At 72.5% G+C, this 17589-nt stretch carries 17 protein-coding genes and 2 pseudogenes; 8 read left to right on the top strand and 11 right to left on the bottom strand.

The window, feature by feature from the left end:
• A partial coding sequence (locus tag AB0L75_RS20275; protein WP_365182571.1) for a maltotransferase domain-containing protein occupies nt 1-953 on the bottom strand: 953 nt, incomplete at its 3' end.
• Between the two features lie 108 nt (nt 954-1061).
• Nucleotides 1062-1361 carry a DUF5133 domain-containing protein gene (locus tag AB0L75_RS20270; RefSeq protein ID WP_365182569.1) on the bottom strand — a complete coding sequence of 100 codons (300 nt, stop codon included), beginning with the start codon at nt 1359-1361 and terminating at the stop codon, nt 1062-1064.
• A 284-nt stretch (nt 1362-1645) separates the two neighbouring features.
• Between AB0L75_RS20270 and AB0L75_RS20265 the strand changes: the two are divergent.
• Both AB0L75_RS20265 and glgX read left to right on the top strand, forming a co-directional pair.
• Nucleotides 1646-2101 (top strand): annotated as a pseudogene (locus AB0L75_RS20265) (pep a2); the annotation flags it as partial.
• Nucleotides 2102-2361: 260 nt separating this feature from the next.
• The gene (gene glgX, locus AB0L75_RS20260; protein WP_365182567.1) at nt 2362-4548 is read left to right on the top strand and encodes a glycogen debranching protein GlgX; all 2187 of its coding nucleotides are present in this window, start codon (nt 2362-2364) and stop codon (nt 4546-4548) included.
• Here glgX and AB0L75_RS20255 read toward each other — a convergent pair.
• Nucleotides 4531-5340, bottom strand: a complete 810-nt coding sequence (locus AB0L75_RS20255; RefSeq protein WP_365182565.1) for a VOC family protein — start codon at nt 5338-5340, stop codon at nt 4531-4533. The two genes, glgX and AB0L75_RS20255, sit on opposite strands and share 18 nt — an antisense overlap.
• Nucleotides 5341-5468: 128 nt before the next feature.
• Here AB0L75_RS20255 and AB0L75_RS20250 point away from each other — a divergent pair, with 128 nt between their 5' ends.
• Entirely contained in the window at nt 5469-5783 is a 315-nt protein-coding gene (locus AB0L75_RS20250; RefSeq protein WP_365182564.1) for an ANTAR domain-containing protein, read from the top strand.
• A 47-nt stretch (nt 5784-5830) separates the two neighbouring features.
• Here AB0L75_RS20250 and AB0L75_RS20245 read toward each other — a convergent pair whose 3' ends face one another.
• Nucleotides 5831-6622, bottom strand: a complete 792-nt coding sequence (locus AB0L75_RS20245; RefSeq protein WP_365182562.1) for an RNA polymerase sigma factor SigF — start codon at nt 6620-6622, stop codon at nt 5831-5833.
• A 260-nt stretch (nt 6623-6882) separates the two neighbouring features.
• Between AB0L75_RS20245 and AB0L75_RS20240 the strand changes: the two genes are divergently transcribed.
• The 4 genes from AB0L75_RS20240 to AB0L75_RS20225 all read left to right on the top strand — a co-directional run bounded on the left by AB0L75_RS20240 (nt 6883) and on the right by AB0L75_RS20225 (nt 9983).
• Nucleotides 6883-7368 (top strand): MarR family transcriptional regulator, encoded by a 486-nt coding sequence (locus AB0L75_RS20240; protein ID WP_365182560.1) that lies wholly within the window; start codon nt 6883-6885, stop codon nt 7366-7368.
• A 118-nt stretch (nt 7369-7486) separates the two neighbouring features.
• On the top strand, nt 7487-8449 hold the full coding sequence (locus AB0L75_RS20235) for an ATP-binding cassette domain-containing protein (RefSeq protein ID WP_365182558.1): 963 nt from the start codon (nt 7487-7489) through the stop codon (nt 8447-8449).
• A complete protein-coding gene (locus tag AB0L75_RS20230; RefSeq protein ID WP_365182556.1) occupies nt 8409-9269 on the top strand; it encodes an ABC transporter permease in 861 nt (286 codons plus the stop codon). Before AB0L75_RS20235 ends, AB0L75_RS20230 begins: the two co-directional genes overlap by 41 nt.
• A 189-nt stretch (nt 9270-9458) precedes the next feature.
• Nucleotides 9459-9983, top strand: a complete 525-nt coding sequence (locus AB0L75_RS20225) for a hypothetical protein (RefSeq protein WP_365182554.1) — start codon at nt 9459-9461, stop codon at nt 9981-9983.
• Nucleotides 9984-10082: 99 nt separating this feature from the next.
• On the opposite strand, the gene hemC is transcribed toward AB0L75_RS20225, so the two are convergent.
• The 6 genes from hemC to AB0L75_RS20195 all read right to left on the bottom strand — a co-directional run bounded on the left by hemC (nt 10083) and on the right by AB0L75_RS20195 (nt 15795).
• Complete coding sequence (gene hemC / locus AB0L75_RS20220) at nt 10083-11018, bottom strand: hydroxymethylbilane synthase (protein ID WP_365182552.1); 936 nt, start codon at nt 11016-11018, stop codon at nt 10083-10085.
• Between the two features lie 117 nt (nt 11019-11135).
• On the bottom strand, nt 11136-11990 hold the full coding sequence (locus AB0L75_RS20215) for a hypothetical protein (protein ID WP_365182550.1): 855 nt from the start codon (nt 11988-11990) through the stop codon (nt 11136-11138).
• Nucleotides 11987-12463, bottom strand: coding sequence for a GNAT family N-acetyltransferase (locus tag AB0L75_RS20210; protein WP_365182548.1), 477 nt, complete (start codon nt 12461-12463; stop codon nt 11987-11989). The genes AB0L75_RS20215 and AB0L75_RS20210 overlap by 4 nt, the downstream gene beginning before the upstream one ends.
• Complete coding sequence (locus AB0L75_RS20205; protein WP_365182546.1) at nt 12460-12978, bottom strand: hypothetical protein; 519 nt, start codon at nt 12976-12978, stop codon at nt 12460-12462. The genes AB0L75_RS20210 and AB0L75_RS20205 overlap by 4 nt, the downstream gene beginning before the upstream one ends.
• An 87-nt stretch (nt 12979-13065) precedes the next feature.
• Complete coding sequence (locus AB0L75_RS20200; protein WP_365182591.1) at nt 13066-14046, bottom strand: ATP-dependent DNA ligase; 981 nt, start codon at nt 14044-14046, stop codon at nt 13066-13068.
• Between the two features lie 276 nt (nt 14047-14322).
• The gene (locus AB0L75_RS20195) at nt 14323-15795 is read right to left on the bottom strand and encodes an MFS transporter (protein WP_365182544.1); all 1473 of its coding nucleotides are present in this window, start codon (nt 15793-15795) and stop codon (nt 14323-14325) included.
• A 210-nt stretch (nt 15796-16005) separates the two neighbouring features.
• Between AB0L75_RS20195 and AB0L75_RS20190 the strand changes: the two genes are divergently transcribed.
• Complete coding sequence (locus AB0L75_RS20190) at nt 16006-16656, top strand: TetR family transcriptional regulator (RefSeq protein ID WP_365182542.1); 651 nt, start codon at nt 16006-16008, stop codon at nt 16654-16656.
• A 70-nt stretch (nt 16657-16726) separates the two neighbouring features.
• On the opposite strand, the pseudogene AB0L75_RS20185 reads toward AB0L75_RS20190, so the two are convergent.
• Nucleotides 16727-17529 (bottom strand): annotated as a pseudogene (locus AB0L75_RS20185) (EamA family transporter).
• Nucleotides 17530-17589 lie beyond the last annotated feature (60 nt).

Below are 17589 nucleotides of genomic sequence, written 5' to 3'. Positions count from 1 at the left end.
TGATCCGGCGAGCACTGCAACGCGAAGTCGAGCGCCACCTCCAGACCGAGCGCGCGGGCCTGCCCGACGAAGAAGTCGAAGTCCTCGATCGTGCCGAGATCGGGGTGGACGGTGTCGTGGCCGCCCTCGGGCGAGCCGATCGCCCAGGGCACGCCCACGTCGTCGGGCCCGGCGGTGAGGGTGTTGTCGGGCCCCTTGCGGAACGTGCTGCCGATGGGGTGGATCGGCGGGAGGTAGACGACGTCGAAACCCATGTCCGCGATCGGCTTCAGCCGGCGCACGGCCGTGCGGAACGTGCCGTGCGGCTGCCCGGCGGAGCCCTCCGAACGCGGGAAGAACTCGTACCAGGAGCCGTACAGGGCGCGCTCCCGCTCCACCAGCAGTGGCATGGGATCCGAGGCGGTGACCAGCTCCCGCAACGGGTAGCGGCTCAACAACGCCTCCACCTCGGGCGAGTAGGCCCCCTTCAGGCGCTCGTGCACGGGCAGCGAGTCGTCGCCGAGGGTCTGCGCGGCGGAGAGGACGGCGGTGCGCTCCGGGCCCTTCGGCACCCCGGCGGCCGCACGCTCGTACAGCTCGGCGCCCTCCTCCAGCACCACCCCGATGTCGATCCCGGCCGGGACCTTGACCGCGGCGGTGTGCCGCCAGGTCGCCAGTGGATGGCTCCAGGCCTCCACTCGGAAGGTCCAGCGGCCCGTCGCGTCCGGGGTGATCTCCGCGCCCCACAGGTCGCTTCCGGGGGACAGCTCCCGCATCGGCGTCCACGGGCCGCGACGGCCCTTCGGATCACGCAGGACCACGTTGGCGCCGACGGCGTCGTGCCCCTCGCGGAACACGGTGGCCGTCACCAGGAAGGTCTCCCCGGCCACCGCTTTCGCCGGGCGCCTGCCGCACTCCACGGCCGGCCGGACGTCTCGTACCGGTACACGGCCGATGGCCGGGGTCCTGCGCATGTATCTCACCTCCGCCGTGCGCGAAGCCGGGCACCCGGCCCGGCTTCGCGATCCGAGAGGGGGCCGGCCGACGCCGGCCCCGGGGGGAACGCCTTGTACGGTGCCAGGTCAGGGGCTTGGCGCCGTGGAACGCCGCTCCGATGGCGGCGCTCTTCTGGCCGACCGGCGTGACCGCGGCCGTCCGTCCTGCTCACGCAGGTAGGTGACCAGGTTGGTCCGCAGATAGCGCTCGGCGGCGTCCGCGGCCTCGCGGGCGCAGCGTTTGCCCATCAGCACGCACAGCGTGTAGCCCGAGTCCTCGAAGGTGACCCGGACCGTGCGGTCGTGGGGCGAGGCGAGCATCACGCGCTCCCACGCCCGGTAACGCCGCAACGCCCGGGCCACTTCGGCCTTGGCGGGTAGCAGCATCGCCCTCTTCACCCTCCACGCTCTCGACTGGGCGCGTTCCCGACGGTCGGGTGGTGTTCGCGCGCGGAAGCGCACGGCACCGTTACGGCGATCGAGGCTTTCACTTATGGTGCACGGACGACGACGCAGCGTCTTGTTGGATCTTCAACGAGGAGTGGTGTCGGGTGCTCGTGTTGCACGAATGGCGTAGCACCCGCACCGTAGAGGTGACTCAAAAGCGATCAACGCTCACGTTGGGTGCCCGGGAGGGGAGCGAGAGCTTCGCCGGTGAGGAGCAAGCGACGATGAAGACCGCAGTGCCCTGCTACTACCACCTGGACGTGGAAGTCAGCCCGGAACGGGTGGGACAGGTCAGCCGCATCCTGGCCGCCCACCTGCGCTACTGGGACCTCGAGAACCTCGCGGTCCCCGTCTGCCGCGGCGCCGAACTGCTGCTGCGGGCGATCGACCAGCACGCCACAGACAAGCACACGTCGATCGAGATGTGGTGGAACGGCCAGCACCTCATCACCGCCTTCGGGGACGACGACCCGGATCTCCGTCCCGACCAGGATCTGCGCGCCTGTCTCGCCGACATCGCCGCCATGAGCGACGGCTGGGGCTGCTGCGCCTCGGCCGGCGGCAGCAAGATCATCTGGTTCTCCCAGCGTGCCCGGGCCGGCCAGCGCGTCCCGCTGGTGCCGACCGCCCCCTCGCCCACGCTGCGGCAGGGGCTGGCGGTGCCGCGCGATCTGCCGGTGACGGTCCTGACCGCCCCGGCGGCAGCGGCGGACGACGTCCTCGACGGGCCGGAAGCCGTGCCGGACCGCTTGCTCGCCGGGTTGGTCGCCGCGGTAGCTGTGCCGGACGACGTGCTCGCCGCGCTCGCCGCTGTGCCGGGCGACGTGCCCGCCGGGTCGGCCGTCGTGCCCGACCACGTGCCTGCTGCGTCGGCCGCTGTGCCCGATGGCATCCTCGCCGGGTCGGCCGTTGTTCTCGATGCCGTCCTGGAGGGCGGCCGGTGACCTCCTGCTCCTCCCGCACAGGGCTGCCCGCGTGGAGCGGGCAGCCCTACCCTTTGGGCGCCGCGTTCGACGGGCAGGGCACCAACTTCGCCCTCTTCAGCGAGGTGGCCGAACAGGTCGAGCTGATCCTCGTCGACGACGTCGGCACCGAGACCCCCGTCCGGCTGCACGAGGTCGACGGATTCGTCTGGCACGCCTATCTGCCCGGCATCGCCCCGGGTCAGCGCTACGGCTACCGGGTGTATGGTCCCTGGCAGCCCTCGCTCGGCCACCGCTGCAATCCGGCGAAGCTGCTCCTCGACCCGTACGCTCGCGCCGTGGCCGGCCGGTTCGACAACCACCCCTCGCTGTACGAGCGCGCCCCGGACGGCCCCGCCCCGGCCGACAGCGCGGGGCACTCCATGCTGGGCGTCGTCACCGACCCGTACTTCGACTGGGGCGACGACCGCCCGCCGCGGACGCCGTACGCGGACTCGGTGATCTACGAGGCCCATGTACGCGGCCTGACCCGAACCCACCCGGACGTCCCCGACCGGCTGCGCGGCACCTACGCCGGCCTCGCCCACCCCGCCGTCGTCGAGCACCTGACCTCGCTCGGGGTGAGTGCGGTGGAGCTGATGCCGGTGCACCAGTTCGTGCAGGACGGCGTGCTCCAGGACCGCGGCCTGTCCAACTACTGGGGCTACAACACCATCGGCTTCTTCGCCCCGCACAACGCCTACGCCGCCTTCGGCACCCTCGGCCAGCAGGTCAACGAGTTCAAGGCCATGGTGAAGGCGCTGCACGCGGCCGGCCTCGAAGTGATCCTCGACGTGGTCTACAACCACACGGCCGAGGGCAACGAGAAGGGCCCGACCCTGTCCTTCCGCGGCATCGACAACGCCTCCTACTACCGGCTGGTGGACGGCGACTGGGCGCATTACTACGACACCACGGGCACCGGCAACAGCCTGCTGATGCGGCATCCCTACGTGCTCCAGCTGGTCATGGACTCGCTGCGGTACTGGGTCACCGAGATGCACGTCGACGGCTTCCGCTTCGACCTCGCGGCCACGCTGGCCCGGCAGTTCCACGAGGTGGACCGGCTGTCTGCGTTCTTCGACCTGATCCAGCAGGACCCGGTGATCAGCCGCGTCAAGCTCATCGCCGAGCCCTGGGACGTGGGGGAGGGCGGCTACCAGGTCGGCAACTTCCCGCCGCTGTGGTCGGAGTGGAACGGCAAGTACCGGGACGCCGTACGGGACTTCTGGCGGGCCGAGCCCGGCTCGCTCGGCGAGTTCGCCTCCCGGCTGACCGGCTCCTCCGACCTGTACCAGCACAGCCGGCGCCGGCCGCGCGCGAGCGTCAACTTCGTCACGGCGCACGACGGTTTCACGCTGCGCGACCTGGTGTCGTACAACGACAAGCACAACGAGGCCAACGGCGAGGGCAACCGGGACGGCGAGAGCCACAACCGGTCCTGGAACTGCGGTGCGGAAGGCGACACCAGCGACCCGGCCGTCCTCGAACTGCGCGCCCGCCAGCAGCGCAACCTGCTGGCCACACTGCTGCTGTCGCAGGGCATCCCGATGCTCTGCCACGGCGACGAACTCGGCCGTACACAGCGGGGCAACAACAACGCCTACTGCCAGGACAACGAACTCTCCTGGATCGACTGGAAGACGGCCGACGGGCAGCGCGGCCTCGCGGACTTCACCCGGCGTCTGATCGCCCTGCGTGCCGCGCATCCCGTGCTGCGGCGCCGCCGCTTCTTTCGCGGCGAGACCGCGACCAACGCCGCACAGCCGCTGCCCGACCTGGTGTGGTTCAGGCCCGACGCCCGTGAGATGACGGACCGGGACTGGCAGCGCGGCGACGCGCACTCGGTGGGTGTGTTCCTCAACGGCGACGCCATCGCCGAACGCGACTGCTACGGCCGCCACATGGCCGACGACTCCTTCCTCCTCCTCGTCAACGGCTACTGGGAGCCGGTCGACTTCCGCCTGCCCGACGACTCCTTCGGCGAGCGCTGGACGACCCTGATCGACACCGCCGACCCGGACGGCCCCCCCGACGAACGCGAACGCAAGGCCGGCACGGGGCTCCGCACGGAAGCCCGCAGTCTCGTGCTGCTGTCGCGTCCGTCACGTGCGATGAGCCGAGCGGCGGTCCGCAGGGCCGTCGGCTCAGCGAGCGCGGTGTGACGTCACCGTGAACTGCGCCCCGTCCGGATCCCGCAGGATCGCCTCGTCCTCCTCCTCGCTCAACACGCTGCCACCGTGCTTCTCCGCCGTGCGGGCGCAGTCCAGGACGTCCGCGACGGCGAAGTGGATCTGCCAGTGCGGCCGCACGGAGGGGTCCGGTGCCGCCTCCAGGGCGCCCGAGTCGATCCGCGCCACGATGTCGCCCTGGCTGCGCAGCACCACCTCGCCGCCCTCGTACTCCACCTCGCAGCAGCCCGGCTGCCCGGACGCCCAGTCGAGGATCTCGCCGTAGAACATCGCGGCGTCGAAGGCGTCGCGGGTGTGCAGCCGGATGAAGGTCGGCGACGCCCGCCGCCAGGCCTCCCAGTTGCCGACCAGTTCCCCCTGCCAGATCCCGAAGGTCGCCCCGTCCCGGTCGGCGAGCAGCGCGGCCCGGCCCGGCGGGAAGGAGAGCGGCCCGACGGCCGCCGTACCGCCGCGTTCGCGGGCCCGGGCCACCGCCACATCGGCGTCCGGCACGGCGAAGTACGGCGTCCAGGCCACCGCCATCTGCCACATGGCGGCCACGGCTGCGATCCCCGCCACCGGCACCCCGTCCGCGAGCGCGATGCGGAAGTGCTCGCCGAGCTTGGCGCCGCGCCAGCGCCAGCCGAGGACGGCGGTGTAGAAGTCCTGGGTGGCCTGGAGGTCACGGCTGGTCAGGCTCACCCAGCACGGGGCGCCGAAGACGGAGTGCGTGGAGACGACGTCTCGCCTGCGCGCTCCACCGCCGGCGGGGGCGTTGTGGTTCATGGCAGTCGCATCCTGCTCTCGGGGCCGGGCGGCCACCGGTCTGGCACCAGTGTCCAACCGAAAGGGGGGCGGATGCCTGTCGAGTACCCCCGCTGGCATCGGCGCAGGCCGCCGAGGACGATGGGGGCATGGGAGCGAGCGAGCCCGACCGGCTCTCCGAGCTGCAGGCGCAAGTCGACCAGTTGAAGGAGGCCGTGGCCTCCCACGCGGTCGTCGACCAGGCGATCGGGATGATGGTTGCTCTGGGCAGGGTGACCCCGGACGAGGGCTGGGAGGTGCTGAAGGAGGTCTCCCAGCACACCAACATCAAGCTGCGCAACATCGCGGAGCTGATACTCGTCTGGGGCCGCCGCGGCGACATCCCGCCCGAGGTCAGCGCCGCCCTGGAAGACGCCCTGGACCGGTACGGGCCCACCCAGGTGCCCGGGGCCCTGGACGACTGAGTCATGGTCGGGCCCGGTTGGTCCGGTCGGGTCGGGGCCGGCGGGGTTCAGCGGACTTCGGCGAGCAGCTCCTCGCGCAGCCGGTCGAAGCAGCCGCTGAGCAGCCGGGAGACGTGCATCTGTGAGATGCCGAGCTGCTGGGCGATCAGGCTCTGCGTCATTCCCCGGAAGAACCGCAGGTAGAGGATGGTGCGCTCGCGTTCCGGCAGCGCTTCGAGACACGGCGCGACGGCGACCCGGTCGACCACGAGGTCGTAACCGGGGTCGGAGTCGCCGAGGGAGTCCCCGAGGGCGTAGCCGTCGGTGCCGGCCACCTCGGCGTCCAGGGACAGCGCGGAGAAGCACTCCAGCGCTTCCATGCCCGTGCGCACCTCGCCCTCGCTGAGCCGCGTGTGGGCGGCGATCTCCGCCACGGTGGGCGGGCGCCCCGAGGTGCTCTGGGTCAGTTCCTTGATGGCGGAGCGGACCCGGTTGCGCAGGTCCTGCACCCGGCGGGGCACGTGCAGGGTCCACATGTGGTCGCGGAAGTGCCGCTTGATCTCGCCGGTGATGGTGGGCACGGCGTACGCCTCGAAGGCTCGACCGCGCTCCGGGTCGTAGTGGTCGACGGCCTTCACCAGGCCGAGGGCGGCCACCTGGTACAGGTCCTCCAGGGCCTCCCCGCGGCCGCGGAACCGCACGGCGATCCGCTCGGCCATGGGCAGCCACAGCCGGACCAGCTCATCACGGAGCGCCCGCCGCTCAGGGCCGTCGGGCAGCCCCGCGAGCCGCTCGAAGGACTCCGCGGTGTCGGGGGCGTCGTCGTGCGGATGGGATTTCGTGCTGCCGGTGACACACATGATGCGCACCTCTCTCAACAGGTGCTGGATGAACAGACACCGTGGGAGGCGCGCTCGGACCGGATGAGGGATTCGGGGCGGCCGACGGAGCCTGCTCCCACAGATGTGCCTCCGGTCCGAAGCACTGCCGTGCGGTTTCCCGCTCAGGGACATCATTAAACAAATCGGTGTAATTGGAACACTGCTGGGGGGAACACTGTCTGGCTGCCTTGACCGGCCCTTGGCGAGCATTATCTCTGTAACAGAGATAATCTTCAGGTGTGGAACCCGAGACAGCGCGGCGAACGGCGACGGGGTCCGAGACCCTCCCGGAAGAGCTGGCGGACACGCTGGTGCGTATCCAGCGGCTGATCCGGCGGCGGCTGCGCGACGGGATGACCGTGCCCCGGCTGCGCGGTGCCGAGGTGGAGCTGCTGCGGCTCGTCGAGTCCCGGCCCGGCATCGGCATCTCGGACGCGGCGAGGGCGCTGCACCTGGCGAGCAACTCCGTGTCGACGCTGGTCAACCAGCTCGTCCGGGCCGGATTCCTGCTCCGCGAGACCGACCCCGCCGACCGGCGCGCCGCGCGGCTGCGGCTGACCGAGGCCGCCGAGAAGCGGCTCGCTGACTGGCAGCGCCGCAGGGCCGACCTGGTCGGCCGGCATGTGTCCCGGCTCGACGAGACCGACCGGGAGGCCCTGCGCGCGGCCCTGCCGGCGCTGCACAAGCTGGCCGCCGGCCTGCACGAGGAGGCCGGGGACGGATGACCGAAGGGGCCGGGGACGGATGACGGAGGAGGCAGTGGACGCATGACCGAGGCCGATGGTCATGACGGAGGTCCAGACATCTGACGGGTCACGACACCATGACGGAGGTCCAGACACGATGACGAGGGACACCGCGGACACACCCCCCGAAGCCGTCGGCACCGCCGGCGGGTCCGGCGCACCCCCTGAAGCCACCGACACGGCCGCGCCCCCCGGCGCATGCACCGAATCCGCCCACACGACCGAGGCCGCGCACGTGCCCGCCGAGGCCGTCAGCTGTGTGCGGCTCGTCTACGCCTTCGGCGAGAACCGCGCCGTGGACGGCCTTGATCTGGGCGTCCGTGAGGGCGAGGTGTTCGGGCTGCTCGGGCCCAACGGCGCCGGCAAGACCACCGCGATCCGCTGCATCACCACCCTCCTGCCCGTCCCCGCCGGCCTGGTCCACGTCTTCGGGCACGACGCCGCCAAGGAACGGATGGCGGTGCGCCGCCTGCTCGGCTACGTCCCGCAGCAGCTGTCCGCCGACAGCGGGCTCACCGGCCGGGAGAACGTCGCCCTGTTCGCCCGCGTCTTCGACGTGCCCCGCCGCGAGCGCGCCGCACGGGTCGCCCAGGCGCTGGCCGCCGTCGGCCTCGCCGACTCCGCCGACCGGCTCGCCGGCACCTACTCCGGCGGCATGGTCCGCCGCCTCGAACTCGCCCAGGCCCTGGTCAGTGCGCCCCGGCTGCTGATCCTCGACGAACCCACCATCGGCCTGGACCCGATCGCCCGCACCGGCGTGTGGGAGCACATCAACGGCGTGCGCGCTGCCACCGGCATGACCGTCCTCGTCACCACCCACTACATGGACGAGGCCGACCAGTACTGCGACCGGGTCGGCCTGATGCACCGCGGCCGTATCCGCGCCCTCGGCACCCCGGCGGAGCTGCGCCGGGGCCTGGCCGAACGCCAGGGCGCCGGCACCCTGCCCACGCTGGAGGACGTCTTCCGCCACGTGGCGGGCAGCAGCCTCGACGACCACTCCAAAGGAGGTTTCCGCGATGTCCGCAGCACCCGCCGCACCGCGCGCCGCGTCGGCTGACCGCACCCCCGGCAGCGGCACCGACCTGCTGCTCAGCCCGCCGGTCCCGCGCGCCGGCTGGCGGCTGCTGCCCGCCCGGGTCATCGCCATGTGCGCCGTCGAGCTGCAGAAGCTGCGGCACGACCGGACCGAGCTGTACACCCGCGCGGTCCAGCCCGCCCTGTGGCTGCTGATCTTCGGCCAGACCTTCACCCGGATGCGCGCGATCCCCACGGGAGGCGTCCCGTACATCGACTTCATGGCGCCCGGCATCATCGCCCAGTCGGCGATGTTCATCGCGATCTTCTACGGCATCCAGATCATCTGGGAACGCGACGCGGGCATCCTGGACAAGCTCCTCGTCACCCCGACCCCGCGCTCGGCACTGATCACCGGCAAGGCGTTCGCCGCCGGGGTGAAGTCGCTGATCCAGGCGGTCGTCGTCATCGCCATCGCCGCCGTGCTCGGCGTGGCCCTCACCTGGAACCCGCTGAAGCTGCTCGGCGTCGCCGCCGCGGTGGTCCTCGCCTCCGCCTTCTTCTCCTGTCTGTCGATGAGCATCGCGGGCATCGTCCTCAGCCGCGACCGGCTGATGGGCTTCGGGCAGGCGATCACCATGCCGCTGTTCTTCGGCTCCAACGCCCTGTACCCCGTCTCGGTGATGCCGGGCTGGCTGCAGGCCGTCAGCAAGGTCAACCCCCTCAGCTATCAAGTCGACGCCCTGCGCGGCCTGCTGCTCGGCACGCCCGCGCATCTCGGCACCGACTTCGCCGTCCTGGCGGTGGCCGCCGCGCTCGGCGTCACCGCGGCCTCCTCACTGCTCGGCCGCCTGGCCCGATGATCTTGCGCCGGACGTGATGTGCGGCACGCACGCGTAGCCCGCAGAAAGTGCGGCGCACGCATACTTCCTGGGCAGCGCTTGATCACTGATCAAAGCGGGCGAACCCGCTGGCCACGGCGCATTCTGCTCATTTGACAGTGCGCTCGACGCACAGATAGACAGCAGCTCTCGAAGGTCGAGAGGGGCACTGTGTACGAGCCGAACGTGGTCGGGGACTGGCACGAGTACGACGAGCATGCCGGTCTGCGGGTCCGCGTCCACCGTCTGGAGGCGGCCGAGCCGCCGCGCGGACGTGATGACGCCGCCGTCGGCCTGACGTACTTCAGTGTCCGGGTGACGGTCGAGAACCGTGGTGCCCAGCACTACGGCATCCACCTGGAGGACGGCCAGATCGACGTCCGTGTCGGCCCCGACGGCGAGGGCGCGTTCATCGACTGGCGCAACTCCCAGTTCATCGAGGGCTTCGACGTCTACCCGCTGCGCCGGGCCACCGCCGTGGTCTACGCGGCCGCCCCCGAGGCCGCCCTGACCCACGTGGATGTGCAGGTGCAGCTGCGGGTGGACGAGGAGTGGGCCGACCGCCGGCTGTGGACGGGCGGCATCGGCGTCCTTGAGGCGACCCCGACCGCCGCCCCCGCCGTCACCGGGCAGGGCGGCCTCGCCCACCAGGTCAGCGCCTTCCTGCGGGATCAGACGGAGCCCGGCACCGCCTGATGCGGTCCTGCGGCGCACGAGCCGCGGCTGCGCGCGGTACGACCGTCACCGGGCCGCCGTACGCGGCCCGGTGCCTCAGAGCCTGTGTCGCACAGGCTCTCAGTGCGGGATGCCGTCGATGATCTCCCGGGCGCCCTGCCGCAGCAGCGCCACCGCGACCGAGGTGCCGAGGGTGGCCGGATCGAGCCGGCCCGCCCACTCGTGGGCGTTCAGCCGGGTCTTGCCGTCCGGAGTGAACACACAGGCCCGCAGGGACAGCTCCCCGCCGCGGTCCACGCGTGCGTACCCGGAGATGGGGCTGTTGCAGTGCCCCTGCAGCACATGCAGGAACATCCGCTCGGCCGTCGCCTCGCGATAGGTGTCCGGGTCGCCGAGCCCGCTGACGGCGTCGATCACCTCGGTGTCGTCCTCACGGCACTGCAGCGCGAGGATGCCCGCGCCGATCGGCGGCATCATCGTCTCCGTCGACAGCACCTCGCTGATCACGTCCGTGCGGCCGATGCGCTCCAGACCGGACACCGCGAGCAACAGCGCGTCCGCTTCCCCGGCGGCCAGCTTCTCCAGCCGGCGGTTGGCGTTGCCGCGGAACGGCACGCATTCCAGATGCGGGTGCGTGGCGGCCAGTTGGGCCACCCGGCGCACCGAGGAGGTGCCGATCCGGGTGCCCGCCGGCAACTCGTCCAGGGTGCGGCCGCCCAGGTCCACCAGCGCGTCGCGGATGTCGTCCCGCTTCAGGAACGCGGCGAACACCGTCCCGGCGGGCAGCGGCCGGTCGGCGGGCACGTCCTTGACGCAGTGCACCGCGAGATCGGCCTCCCCGGCCAGCAGGGCCGCGTCGACCTCCTTGGTGAACGCCCCCTTGCCCTCGACCTTGGACAGATCGCCGAGCCACTTGTCGCCGGTGGTCTTCACCGGAACGACCTCGGTGCGCACACCCGGGTGCAGTACGGCCAACTCGGCGCGGACCCGGTCGACTTGGGCCAGAGCCATGGGGGAGTCACGGGAGACGATACGAATCAATTCCGGGACGGACATGGGGGACACGATAGACCCTCGGGCCCGACGCCCGGTCCCGGCCCGCTCCCACCGCGCCCGGGTCCGGATCGCACCACGCTCGCGTCCCGCTCCCACCGCGCTCAAGTCCCGCTCGCGTCACCGCCAGTCGTACGGGAACAGGTCCGCCATCCAGCCGGGGCGGCCGTCGAGCGCGGCGGCCCGCTCCGGGGTGCGCACCAGGCATCGGTGCCGCAGCAGGTCACGCCGCTCGGCCGGGGTCAGCAGCGCCTCCGCGCTGCCCGCTTCGACGTCGTCGATGCGCTCCTCGCCCAGGACGTTGAGGCGATCGCCGTCGGCGGTCCTGACGTCGACGCGGAAGTCGGTGCGCCACTGGGAGTTGGATCCCCAGCCCATGGACAGATCGGCCGTCGGCCGGTGCCGGCGCCGGTAGGTCCAGTACAGCGGGGAGCGGTCGGCCACTGCGCGCTCCGCGTGCCGGAGCCCTGCCCGTACCCGTACGCCCGCCCGGCCGAACAGCACTTCGGCGCCCAGCCACAGGCCGGGCCAGACGACCTCGGTGACCTGGATCGGCTCGGTGGGGTCCGCTGCCTGCTCGACCTCCACGATCTCGTGCAGGAACGGGTCGAACACCGCCGTCCGCCCGAACGGTGTCATCCCGAGAGCCGTGAAGAGCGCCAGATACTGTTCCCTGCTCAGTCCGGGTCCCGCCCAGTGATCGTGCCCGGGCGGCTGGAAGGACAGCAGCAGCGTGTCGCTGACGCGGCTCAGGGCGTACAGCTCCCACAGGTCCGCGGCCAGTCCCGCGGGCCGCGGATCCCGAGTCCCGGGCGGATGGCCGCTCAGCGACTCGGCCACTGCGGCGAGCCGCTCGCGGTAGGCGGCTCCGGCCCGCGCGGCCCATGGCTCGGCGACGGCGTCGTACGCGTCCGGACCCGTGTGTTCGAGCAGCCGCCGATACAACTCCCGGGCGCCGACCGGCTCCTGAGTCACGCGCCTGCCTCGGTGACCGGGAGGCTGTAGCGCAGCTTGTCCTTCGCGCGGGCGCCGAGCCGGTCGTAGAACCGGACCGCGCCCTCGTTCCAGGCAGGCGTCTGCCACTGCACCTCCGCGACGCCGAGCCGCCGCGCCTCGGCGACCACCGCGTCCACGAGCAGCGGGCCGAGCCCGAGGCCGCGGTGGCCGGGGGACAGGAACAGGCAGTCCATGTGCAGGTACTCCCGCCCGTCCCAGGTGGACAGTTCGGGCGCGCAGGTGGCGTAGCCGACGATCCGGCCGTCCGGGGTCTCGGCGACCAGGCAGCGCAGACGCGGGGCGGGCGTGTCGAACAGCAGGCCGGCGAGCCGGGCGGCGAGGTCCGGTACCGGCGGGGCGGCGCGCTCGTACGCGGCATGCTGGGCGGCCAGTTCGGCCACGCGGGGCAGATCGGCGCGGTCGGCGTGCCGGACCCGGGGAGTGCCCGTCACCGGACCTCGCCCTCCAGGCTGTCGGTGCTCCAGGCGGCCAGGCGCTCGGCGAGCGGGGCCCCGCCGTCGAGGACGTGTCGGGAGAACGCCTCCCGCTCATGCGCCAACAGCGCGCCCTCCCAGACGCAGGGCGCGAGCCCCGCCCGGCCCGGCCGCAGCTCGGCCGGTCGTCCTGCCGGTCCGGTGAACACGGCCAGGTCGGACATGTGCCCCTCGATCCAGCTGTGCACGAGGACGTAGTCGCCGTCGCCGCCCGCGTGCACGATGAGCACCGCCAGGCCCAGCGAGCCGCGTGCGCGCCCCAGCGCCAGATGGCCCGAGGCCAGGTCCAGTGCCGTCGCCACGGTCTCGGCACCGACCGTACGCCCCGGCGCCTGCAGCGCGTACACCTTGACGAGGTGACCGGCGGCTTCCCGGACGCCGAGAGCGCGCGCGGTACGGCTGTGATGCCCCTCGGCGAGGGCGAGCAGTCCGGACGTGTCGACCGCCGGGGGTGGTGCCGCGTGAAGATCCATCCGTCCATGATGGGGGTGTGGACAGTGGGGCGTCCATGGCGGGGCGGAGGCGCGCCGTACGGCATGGCCGCGCCCGGGTGTGTCCCCTCAGCCGAAGCCTTCCGGCAGGTCCGCCGCGGAGTCCTCCGGGGTGAGGTCCGGGCGCAGCCGCAGCCACGACGGCTGGCGCAGCAGCCCGGCCCGGGTACGGGTGCTGTAACTGACCTCTCCCACCAGCCGGGGCAGCACCCAGCGGGCGTCCGGGATCCGGGGCGCCGGGTCGAAGGGGCACCGGTCGCTCGCGGCGGCTTCCAGCAGACGGGCCAGTTCGGTCCGTTCCGCCTCGCTCCAGCCGGTGCCCACCCCGCCTGCGTACCGCAGCCGGCCGTGCGCGTCGCGCTGTCCGACCAGAAGGGCGCCGGGCAGTCCGCTCAGCCGTCCCTTGCCCGGCAGCCAGCCGCCGACGATCACATCCTCGGCGCGCATGTTCCGGATCTTGATCCAGGCGCGGGAGCGCACCCCGGGTTCGTACACCGAGTCCAGCCGCTTGCACACCAGGCCCTCCAGGCCGTGCTCCCTGGTCGCCGCGAGCGCCTCGGCCCCGTGCCCGGTCACGGCACCCGGCGTCGACCAGTGCGGCCCGGCCAGCCCCAGCTCCGTCAGCCGGGCCCGCCGCCGTATGTACGGCAGCCGCACCAGGGACTCCTCGAGGTAGGGCACGTCGAACAGCACCAGGTGCACCGGCACCCGGGCGGCCCGGCGCGCCGCCCGCGCGGGGGAGTGGGCGAGGCCCATCCGGCTCTGCAGCAACTGGAAGTCGGCCCGGCCCTGTTCGTCGAGGGCCAGCACCTCGCCGTCCAGCACGGCGGGCGTGGAACCGAGCGCGTCGCCGACCGGCCGCAGTTCGGGATAGGCCGCGGTGATGTCCTCGCCGGAGCGGGCGCGCAGCAGCAGGCTGCCGTCACCGGGCAGATAGACCATCACCCGCTGGCCGTCCTGCTTGGTCTCGTACGCCCATCGCTCGTCCTGGGCGGCGGGCGGCAGGCTGCCCGCCGTGGCGAGCATCGGCGGAATCAGCGGCAGGGGCACGGCGGTCACGGCTGAAGACCTCGACCGCCGCCGCCCCCCTCACGCGCCTGCGTCCACGGGTTCCCCTGAACGGCCCGCGCCGTCTGTGTGGCGTCCGGGCGTCCGGTGCCGTGTTGTCGGGGGTGGTGGTCGGGGCCGTCGTGGCGGCGGGCGCGCCACTCGGAGTGGGGCGCGGGGTGGCCGCGGTGTGGTCGCATGGGCTGTCCCGTGGGGCAGGGGCGGCGCCCGTGCGCCGCCCCCTCACGCGCGATCCGTGCGGCTCCACTCCGCTCGTCCTCAGCCGACCGCCTCCGCCGAAGGCTCCGTGGACGCCGGTGCCGGGGCCGCAGCGGTCGGGCGGGCCCGGGGGAGGAAGGACGCGAGGACGAAGGCCAGGAGCGCCGCGCCCGCGCCGATCGCCATGACGACCTTGAAGCCGTTCTCGGACGGCAGCGCGTGGCCGCCGAGGCTGATCGTCAGCTGCGCCAGGATCACCCCGGCGACCGCGCTCGCCACCGACGTGCCGATGGACCGCATCAGCGTGTTGAGGCTGTTGGCGGCGGCCGTCTCCGACGGCGGGACGGCGCCCATGATCAGGGCCGGCATGGCGCCGTAGGCGAAGCCGACGCCCGCGCCGATGACACAGGACACCAGGATCAGCTGCCAGACCTCGCTCATCAGCACGATGTTGAGGCCGTAGCCGGCGGCGACGATCACGGCTCCGGTCATCAGCGTGATCTTCGGCCCCCGGGCCTTGGTGATCATGGCGGACACGGGCGCCGTGGCCATCATCACCAGGCCCTGCGGGGCCATGACCAGACCCACGGTGAGCATGGACCGGCCGAGGCCGTAGCCGGTCTGCGTGGGCAGCTGGAGCAGCTGCGGCAGGACCAGCGACATCGCGAACATCGAGAAGCCGAACGCGATGGACGCCAGGTTCGTGAAGAGCACCTGGCGGCGGGCCGTGGTGCGCAGGTCGACCAGCGCCGCGGCCGTGCGCAGTTCGAAGAGGCCCCACGCCACGAGGACGACGAGGGCGAGCGCGAACAGACCGAGCGTGGTGCCGCTGCCCCAGCCCCAGTCGGCGCCCTTGGAGATGGCGATCAGCAGCGAGACCAGGCCGACCGCCATGCCGAGCGCCCCGACGAGGTCGAAGCGGCCACCGGTGCGCACTCCGGACTCCGGCACCAGGGCCAGCACGAGCGCGAAGGCGGCGACACCGAGGGAGGCGGAGGTCCAGAACAGCACGTGCCAGTCGTAGTGGTCCGCGATGAACGCGGCGGCGGGCAGGCCGAGCGCACCGCCGACGCCGAGCGAGGCGCTCATCAGCGCGGTCGAGCCGGCCAGCCGCTCCGGCGGAAGTTCGTCGCGCATGATGCTGATGCCGAGCGGGACGACGGCCGCGGCGAGACCCTGCAGCGCACGGCCGACGATCATCGGGACCAGCGTGTCGCTGAGCGCGCAGACCACCGAGCCGGCCACCAGCAGCACCAGGCTGACCAGCAGCAGGCGCCGCTTGCCGAACATGTCGCCGAGCCGGCCCGCCACCGGAGTGGCGACGGCGGCGGCCAGCAGGGTGGCGGTGACCGCCCAGGCGGCGTTCGACGGCGAGGCGTGCAGATAGCCGGGCAGCTCCGGAACGATCGGGATCACCAGGGTCTGCATCAGCGACACGGTGATACCGGCGAGGGCCAGCACCGCGACCACGGCATCGGGCCGCGACGGAACGGATCTGCCGGCCTCGCCGGACCGGACGGGGATCTCGGTCATGGGGGACCTTTCGAAGAGGGCATCATTTAAGTCAATTGATTGACTTACTTTAGCGGGCCCGCAGAGCGCAGTGCGCGGGGCCTGTCCCGGGCGGGGCAGGGACGCACGTAGGCTTCTTCGGCTGGACCTCGCCGCCCCGGTCGAGGCCCCGGGGCGATGTGCGGGACTGACCGCTCCGGGACGATGCACAGTCCCGGAGCGGTGGTGACCATGGCGCAGCGGACGGCGCGGGCCGAGCAGGTGAGCGCGACACGGGAGGCGATCCTGGCCGCGGCGGAGCGGCTGTTCGCGGAAGACGGCGTGTACGCCGTCTCCAACCGCCAGGTCAGCGAGGCCGCCGGCCAGGGCAACAACGCGGCGGTCGGCTACCACTTCGGCACCAAGGCCGACCTGGTCCGTGCGGTGGCCCGCCGGCACGCCGAGCGCATCGAGGCGCTCAGGGTGCGGGCCCTCGCCGCGGCCGGCGACTCCGCCGACGTACGCGACTGGGTCGACTGCCTGGTGCGCCCGGTCACCGAGCATCTGGCCGGGCTCGGCAGCCCTACCTGGTACGCCCGGTTCTGCGCCCAGGTCATGACCGATCCGGCGCTGCACGAGATCATGGTCGAGGAGTCCCTGGTCTCACCGGCACTGCGGCAGGCGATCGAGGGACTGAACCGCACCCTCCCGGAGCTGCCGCCCGAGGTCCACGCCGAACGCGGCCAGATGGTCCGCCTGTTGATCCTGCACACCTGCGCCGAGCGGGAACGGGCCCTCGCCGAGGGCACCCCGACCCCGCGCGCCACCTGGGCGGAGGCGGCCGACGGACTCGCGGACGCGATCGTGGGCCTGTGGCTGGCCCCGGTCGGCCCCGCTCGCTGACTCGCCGCGCCCGCACGGTCCGCAGCACACCTTGTGAACCGGCGCCGTGCCGCCGGTGCGTGAGGTGATGTCAGGTGCGGGTCGTCGCGATGCTGACCGCGTTCGCGGCGACCACCGCCCCGATCCCCGTCCACTCCGGCAGGCCCAGCCCCTGTCCGATGACCACCCAGCCGACCACGGCCGCCAGCACCGGGTTGACGCTCATGAACAGGCCGAAGGTCCGGGCCGCCACCGTGCGCAGGGTGAGCAGATCGGCGAGGTACGGCACGGCCGACGACAGCACCCCCGCCGCCACCGCGCACATGAGGGCCCCGGCCGTCGGCGGATGCGTACGGCGACGAGGATCCCGACCGGCAGGAAGGTCACCGCGGATGCGCACGCGGCCGCCGCCGGACCCTGCGCGCCCGGGACGCGCCGCCCGACGATCCGGTTGAGCAGGATGTACGAGGCCCAGCAGCAGGCGGCCACCAGGCCCAGGCCCATCCCCAGGCAGTCGGTGGACGGCCGCGGGCGCATCAGCACCACGACTCCGGCCGCCGCGAGCACGGCGCACCCGGCGTCCAGCCGGCGCCGCGAGGCGGCCAGCGCGATGCTCAGCGGCCCCAGGAACTCCAGGGTCACCGCCAGCCCCAGGCCGATCCGGTCGATCGCGCTGTACAGGGTCAGGTTCATGGTGCCGAAGACCCCGGCGAGCAGCAGCACCGGCCACCACTGCCGCCAGGTGAACTCGCGCAGCCGCGGCCGTCCGACGGCCACGAGGACCAGCGCGGCGACGTACTGGCGTACCGCCACCACCCCGAGCGGGCCGAGGACCGGGAAGGCCAGTGACCCGATCGCCGCGCCGGTCTGGTTGGACAGGCCGCTGCCGAACATGGTCGCCACGCCGGCCGGCCTACCGGGCGCGGGAGCCTGGGCCGCCGGGGACACCGTCGC

Origin of the sequence: Streptomyces sp. NPDC052101, from assembly GCF_040680235.1 — a bacterium.
In the GTDB taxonomy this organism is placed as follows: Bacteria; Actinomycetota; Actinomycetes; order Streptomycetales; family Streptomycetaceae; genus Streptomyces.
The sequence above is the reverse complement of the archived record's forward strand: the minus strand, read 5'-3'. Positions and strand labels throughout refer to the sequence as shown.

What these genes read in the sequence shown, in the direction of transcription:
- AB0L75_RS20270 (WP_365182569.1), bottom strand. Translation starts at nt 1,361, where the DNA reads ATGCTGCTACCCGCCAAGGCCGAAGTGGCCCGGGCGTTGCGGCGTTAC.
- AB0L75_RS20255 (WP_365182565.1), bottom strand. Translation starts at nt 5,340, where the DNA reads ATGAACCACAACGCCCCCGCCGGCGGTGGAGCGCGCAGGCGAGACGTC.
- AB0L75_RS20250 (WP_365182564.1), top strand. Translation starts at nt 5,469, where the DNA reads ATGGGAGCGAGCGAGCCCGACCGGCTCTCCGAGCTGCAGGCGCAAGTC.
- AB0L75_RS20245 (WP_365182562.1), bottom strand. Translation starts at nt 6,622, where the DNA reads ATGTGTGTCACCGGCAGCACGAAATCCCATCCGCACGACGACGCCCCC.
- AB0L75_RS20235 (WP_365182558.1), top strand. Translation starts at nt 7,487, where the DNA reads ATGACGAGGGACACCGCGGACACACCCCCCGAAGCCGTCGGCACCGCC.
- AB0L75_RS20230 (WP_365182556.1), top strand. Translation starts at nt 8,409, where the DNA reads ATGTCCGCAGCACCCGCCGCACCGCGCGCCGCGTCGGCTGACCGCACC.
- hemC (WP_365182552.1), bottom strand. Translation starts at nt 11,018, where the DNA reads ATGTCCGTCCCGGAATTGATTCGTATCGTCTCCCGTGACTCCCCCATG.
- AB0L75_RS20205 (WP_365182546.1), bottom strand. Translation starts at nt 12,978, where the DNA reads ATGGATCTTCACGCGGCACCACCCCCGGCGGTCGACACGTCCGGACTG.
- AB0L75_RS20195 (WP_365182544.1), bottom strand. Translation starts at nt 15,795, where the DNA reads ATGACCGAGATCCCCGTCCGGTCCGGCGAGGCCGGCAGATCCGTTCCG.
- AB0L75_RS20190 (WP_365182542.1), top strand. Translation starts at nt 16,006, where the DNA reads ATGGCGCAGCGGACGGCGCGGGCCGAGCAGGTGAGCGCGACACGGGAG.